The following is a 6,224-nucleotide window of genomic DNA, read 5'->3' as shown; positions in this document are numbered from 1 at the left end:
TCATGTTTACTTAACCTTGTCAACAACTTTTTAAAATTAATTCTTAAGTTGTTCTTGTTAAGTCTTGTCGTTTCTTGCAACAACATTGACTATTCTATCATAAAATAATATATGAATATAACAAATTTGTATTGAATTTTTTATTTATTTTATTATTACTTAAATTTACTTATGATTTCTAATGATTTCGCACATTGACACACTAGGATTAGTTTCTCCTCCATTTCTAAACTATAAAGATCACTAAACCTTTTTCACAAATAAATTAAGGGGATCTAATTCTAGATTCCCCTTCTATAATATACTAGTTTCCCATAAAACAATGTCGCTCTAATAAATTAGCTTAGAACTTACTAAATATTTAAAAATAAACTATTAGCTGTTTTATATTAATTTAGTAGTTCTAAATATTATTCAATTACCTTACTTTATAAAAAGTAATATGATCTCTCCACTTACTATTAATAAATAAATAACTTTCGTTAATTCCAAGTTCCTTAAATCCACAGGCCCTAAGAACCTTTTGCGATTTTACGTTATCAACTAACGTAGATGCCTCTAATCTATGTAATCCCATTTCATCAAAAGCATATTTTACTACTAATTTCAATGCCTCTTTCATATGCCCTTTTCCTTGTTCATCTTCATCTATAGAATATCCAATAAAAGCGCTCTTAAAAACTCCCATTACTATATTGGATATTTGTATCTTTCCAATAAGCTTTTTCCTCTTATATATACCAAAGTTAACACTATCACCATTTAGATATTGCTTATAGCCTTCTATCAATATTCTCTTTTGCGCCGACAGTGTATAAAAACTATCATCTCTATCTGGCTCATAAGGCATTAAATATTCCTTGTTTTTTAAATAGTATCTTAAAACATCCTCTACATCCTCAGGCGTTAGGACAGCCAAGTCTACCTCAATTCCGCTTATCTCCAGTTCCTTGTATTTATGTTCATTTCTAAAGGTTTGGAAATCTAGCCCAAACAAAAGCTCATCCCTGTACATTTTGTTTGAAATCATACTGTTTGATAGTATTCCTTCTAGCTTAAAACCAAGGTCAGTAAAGGACATAATATTTATTTCATCATCTGTTATTACATTAACCTTGTTTATATCCATATTTCTAAATAAGGTAGTCAAAAATATGTTTAGAGCATCTTTTAATAACTCATAACTTGTTTCTGCATCCTTATAAAACTTTATTCTAAAGTTGCAGTATCTATTTTCTCTTGAAAGTTCAACTACAAATACTCGTCCTATTGTTATACCAGCGTTATCTCTTATTATATACTCATTTGTACTTCCCTTAACTAAATCTACAGTTACACCTTGTTGTTTTCCCATCTTAACCTCTCCCATTTAATTAGAGTGCATAACTTAAACTATTTTTTTAACAGCTGATTTTTTGTACTTACAAAAATCAAATATGTGAAAGCTACTGAAAATATCAAACTAATTGGTATTAACCAATACGCTGCATAAGAACTAACTTTATCATTTAAATAACCCATAAACAGATTCATCAGCATACTAGTAGCTGAAGCAAATGTTACTATTACTCCAGTAATATATGAACTACCTTCTTTAAAAACCTTACTTATAGTTAATACTATAGTAGGAAATACTATGGCAAAGAAAAAGCCAGATATGGATACTATAATCACCCCTTTTTCCCCTAATACCAAACCAAACACATAAAGAACAAATGCCATTATGGATGATATAAGTACGGAGTTAATATATCCTACTTTCTCTATAATAAAACCACCAACCAGCCTTCCAATGGCGAAAACCGTAAAAAACATAGCTATATATAATGAACTTTCATTTTTATTATAGTGGTAGCTTCTTTCCATATAATTGATAAACCAATTTCCTGTTCCTGTTTCGGCAAAAACATAAAATCCTAAAGCAAATATATAAAAGTATAATAACTTATTTTTGAATATTGACTTTTTATCAATACTTGAGGTTTCTTTTACTCTATGTGGTTCAGGTATCTTAACAAAAATAAATAATATAAATAAAACTAAAGCATATAAAGCTATTATTATATATATTTTTCTCCAAGTTACACCTCTATAAAGCATAACTCCTGCAGCTCTCTGTGCAAAAGCAGAACCTGCCCCATAACAGAAATGGGTTAAATTCATAAGTACTGCTTGAAAACTTAAAAATAAAACAGGAACTAGAGTATTTGTCGCTATACTTAATAATGATTGACCAATATTTAAAAGAAATATTGCCAGTAAAAAAACTATAAAGTTAGGGCTTACAGCTAAGATAAATAAAGGTATTATCATGAAAATATAAGATAAAATATATACCTTTTTTTGGCCTACCTTTTCACAAAGGATTCCTCCTATATACGTAAATATTATATAACCTAAAGAAGCTGATGTCAGCATAATTCCTATGCTTGTATTATTTATAGAAAAGTCATTCTTAAGAACTGGAATAAATATTCCTCTTACACTATCACATATTGCCGTTAGTATCATCATCAAAAAAATAAATATAATTGGTAAAACAGTGCTTGTTTTATCCGCCTTTGAGCTATTCATGATTCACTTCCCCTTAATATTTTTATTAAATCCCTGTAACATTATAGCATAAAATTTATCAGTATTATAAAGGAATAAGCAAAGTATAAAAGTATCTCTAAATTAAAAAGGCTTAATCTAGGTTTTATAACCTTTATTAAGCCCTTTTTTACATATATTTTATTTTAGCTGATGAACAAATAGTCCACTTCTTAATTTTGGTTCAAACCAGGTAGACTTTGGAGGCATAACCTCTCCCGCATCCGCAATATCAAGTAAATCTTCTATTGTAGTTGGATACATAGAGAAGGCTACACCATTTTTTTGTTTCTCTACTCTACATTCAAGTTCCTTAAGACCTCTAATACCACCTATAAAGTCTATTCTACTGTCCGTTCTTGGGTCATCAATACCCAAAATTGACTTTAACAAGTTGTCTTGAAGAATAGAGACATCTAATCTATGAACAGGATTGTCAGGATCATAAGTCCCCTTTTTAGCAGTAAGTTCATACCACTTTCCATCTAAATACATTCCGTAGGTATGTTTACGAGAAGGCTTATATGCGCCCTTACCTTCATATATACTTATATCAAACTTTTCCGAAACCTTAAGTATAAATTCTTCAGTAGAAAGCCCATTAAGATCCTTAACAATTCTGTTATAATCCATAATATTAAGATCTGTGTGTGGAAAAACTACAGATAAAAAGAAGTTAAATTCTTCATCTCCTGAGTAACAGGCATTCTCACTTCTTCTCTTAAGGCCAACATTCACCGCTGAGGCTGCTCTATGGTGACCATCTGCAATATACATGTTACCTATATTATTAAATATATTACATATATGCTTTATTATATGCTCATCATCTATAATCCATGCAATATGCTCTACACCATCTTCTGCTTTAAAGTTATATACTGGTTTTTTTTCAGTCCACACTCTTATTATATCATTAATTTCATTATTATACCTATATGTTAAAAAAATTGGTCCTGTATTTGCATCGCAAATATCGACATGGTTAATTCTATCTATCTCCTTTTCTTTCCTTGTATACTCGTGCTTTTTTATTACATCATTTATATAGTCATCTATTGAAGTACATCCTACTATCCCTGTTTGTGATATTCCATTCATTATTAACTTATATATATACAAATGACTTTTGTTATCCTGTATCAATACTCCTTTGTCTATCATATCATTTAAATTATCTCTAGCTTTTTCATAAACCTTTTTATCATATGGGTCTATATTTTTATCTAAATCAATCTCAGCCTTATCTATATGTAGAAAAGAATACTTGTTATTTTTAGTTAGTTCTCTTGCTTCCTCACTGCTCATAACATCATAGGGAAGCGCAGCTACATTTGCTGCTAATTCCCTCTTTGGTCTTATAGCTCTAAAAGGTCTTAAAGTTGCCATTTCAAATCCCCCTTGTTATCCATTTACAACATACTTGCTTTTATAATTAAAAAATTCTTCAACTATATCTAGAATTTCCTCTCCTATTCTTTTCTGTGCCTCCTCCGTAGAACCACCTATATGAGGTGTTATGGATACATTTTTATTATTAATAAGCTCTGGATTAGGTGAAGGTTCATTCTCAAATACATCTATTCCTGCACCAGCTATCTTTCCAGAATTCAAAGCATTTACTAACGCACTCTCATCCACTACTCCACCTCTAGCACAATTTATTATATAAGCTCCATCTTTCATCATCTTAAAGTGTTTTTCTTTTATAGTAGCTCCATCTTCTTTATTGAATGGGATGTGAATTGATACAAAGTCTGATTTCCTTAGCAAGCTATTTAAATCACAAAATTCATATTCATATCCCTTAACCTTTCCTAATTTATCTGTATATATTACATTCATACCAAGAGCTGCTGATCTTTTAGCTACCTCTCTAGCTATTCTCCCGAAACCTATAAGTCCTAAAGTTTTTCCACTTAATTCTACTCCATTATAATTCTTCTTTTCCCACTTACCATCCCTCATTGTAATGTTAGATAAATGTATATATCTTGATAGAGCAAACATATGAGCTATAGTTAATTCTGCAACAGAAGAAGCACTTGAATTAGGTGTATTTCTAACTTCAATTCCATTTTTAGTAGCATATTCTACATCAATATTATCTACCCCAACACCTCCTCGAATTATAAGCTTTAGATTTCCTTTTTTAGCTTCATCTATTAATTCCTTTCTAACCTTAGTAGCAGATCTAACTATCATCACGTCAAACTCTCTTATTTTTTCCTTAAGCTCATCTTCTCCATAATGCTTATCTACAATTTCATAACCATCATTTTTTAATCTTTCTATAGCACTCTCTTCCATTCCATCACAAATTAATATCTTTACCATTTTAAATCCTCCTTTATAAAAATACCTTTTTAATATAGCTAGATTACTCTATAAATTCAGTATGTCATTTATGTTATCCAAAAGTTCTTTTATATCATCTAATGTACATTCTGCCATATGAGCTATTCTAAAAGTTTTTTCCTTTAGTGATCCATATCCATTAGAAATCTGAAACCCTCTTTTTCCTAGTTCTTTATTAAGATCTGCTACACTTATATTTCTAGTGTTTTTGATGTTTGTTAAAGTATTAGATAAATACTTTTCTTCTGCAAATAATTCAAAATGTTTCTTTGCCCATTCTCTTACATAGTTAGCCATATCTAGGTGTCTATTATATCTATTTTCTAAACCTTCCTCTAAAATCTTATCTAACTGATAATCCATTGCAAACATATGAGAAAGTGATGGTGTTGATGGATATTGATAGTCTTTCTTTTGAATATATTCATATAAAGAAAGTAAGTCTAAATAATATCCTCTAAAAGGAACTTTCTTTGCTCTCTCAATAGCTTTTTCAGAGAAAGAACACGCCGCTATTCCTGGTGGTAGACCTATAGCTTTTTGGCTAGAAGTTAAGCATATATCTACTCCTAATTTATCTACCTCTATTTTGGTTCCTCCCATTGAACTTACTGTATCAAGACACCATACAACTTCTGGGTACTTTTTAACTGTTTGAGAAATTTCATCTACCGGATTCATTACTCCTGTAGATGTTTCATTATGTGTAACACATACTAAGTCATACCTACCTGTTGATAAAGCTCTATCTAATTCATTAATATTTATTGCTTTTCCCCATTCTGCCTTATATAAGTCTGCTTGGACATTATTATGCTTAGCCATGTCGTACCATCTATCACCGAAAGCACCTATTGAAAAAACTGCTGCTCTTTTAGCAGTACACGATCTTATAGCACCTTCCATAAGACCGCTGCCAGATGTAGTTGATAGCAAAATTTCTTCTTTTGTATAGAACATCTTCCTTAGCTTATTACTAATTGATCTTTGAAGCTCTGACGCTTCCTTACTTCTATGGCCTATCATAGGAGTTGCCATCTTTTCTAATACATCTTTTTTAACCTCTACTGGGCCAGGAATAAATAACTTCTTATACATATACATACCTCCTAAATTGTTTTATTAATGCACAGTGTTAAACTTGTAATTGTATAAAACTACGCATTGGTAAAGTTCATTTTATAAACAAAAAGAGCCAAGCATCCCCTAAGGGACGATTGACTCGCGTTGCCACCCTAATTAATCACATAAAACATGTGACTCTCTCATCTTTA

The 6,224-nt window shown here is 30.6% G+C and carries 5 protein-coding genes and 1 other annotated feature (1 of these 6 only partly in view); all 5 genes read right to left on the bottom strand.

The features are described from left to right. Positions 1-418 precede the first annotated feature (418 nt). Positions 419-1,354, bottom strand: a complete 936-nt coding sequence (locus N4T77_RS19385) for a GNAT family N-acetyltransferase (protein WP_261673512.1) — start codon at positions 1,352-1,354, stop codon at positions 419-421. A gap of 38 nt (positions 1,355-1,392) precedes the next feature. Then, on the bottom strand, positions 1,393-2,574 hold the full coding sequence (locus N4T77_RS19380) for an MFS transporter (protein ID WP_315903186.1): 1,182 nt from the start codon (positions 2,572-2,574) through the stop codon (positions 1,393-1,395). Positions 2,575-2,733: 159 nt separating this feature from the next. Then, positions 2,734-3,981: a DUF1015 domain-containing protein gene (locus N4T77_RS19375; RefSeq protein ID WP_261673511.1), complete on the bottom strand. Its 1,248-nt coding sequence runs from the start codon at positions 3,979-3,981 to the stop codon at positions 2,734-2,736. A gap of 15 nt (positions 3,982-3,996) precedes the next feature. After that, the gene (locus N4T77_RS19370) at positions 3,997-4,929 is read right to left on the bottom strand and encodes a D-2-hydroxyacid dehydrogenase (RefSeq protein WP_261673510.1); all 933 of its coding nucleotides are present in this window, start codon (positions 4,927-4,929) and stop codon (positions 3,997-3,999) included. A gap of 48 nt (positions 4,930-4,977) precedes the next feature. Next, on the bottom strand, positions 4,978-6,048 hold the full coding sequence (locus tag N4T77_RS19365) for an alanine--glyoxylate aminotransferase family protein (protein ID WP_261673509.1): 1,071 nt from the start codon (positions 6,046-6,048) through the stop codon (positions 4,978-4,980). Between the two features lie 108 nt (positions 6,049-6,156). Continuing rightward, positions 6,157-6,224, bottom strand: a binding site (T-box leader); it runs 133 nt beyond the window's last position.

It is taken from the genome of Clostridium sp. CX1 (assembly GCF_025398335.1).
Lineage (GTDB): Bacteria > Bacillota > Clostridia > Clostridiales > Clostridiaceae > Clostridium_AM > Clostridium_AM tanneri.
The sequence above is the reverse complement of the archived record's forward strand: the minus strand, read 5'-3'. Positions and strand labels throughout refer to the sequence as shown.

Coding starts and splice junctions, on each gene's coding strand:
- N4T77_RS19375 (WP_261673511.1), bottom strand. CDS start 3,981: ATGGCAACTTTAAGACCTTTTAGAGCTATAAGACCAAAGAGGGAATTA.
- N4T77_RS19380 (WP_315903186.1), bottom strand. CDS start 2,574: ATGAATAGCTCAAAGGCGGATAAAACAAGCACTGTTTTACCAATTATA.
- N4T77_RS19385 (WP_261673512.1), bottom strand. CDS start 1,354: ATGGGAAAACAACAAGGTGTAACTGTAGATTTAGTTAAGGGAAGTACA.
- N4T77_RS19365 (WP_261673509.1), bottom strand. CDS start 6,048: ATGTATAAGAAGTTATTTATTCCTGGCCCAGTAGAGGTTAAAAAAGAT.
- N4T77_RS19370 (WP_261673510.1), bottom strand. CDS start 4,929: ATGGTAAAGATATTAATTTGTGATGGAATGGAAGAGAGTGCTATAGAA.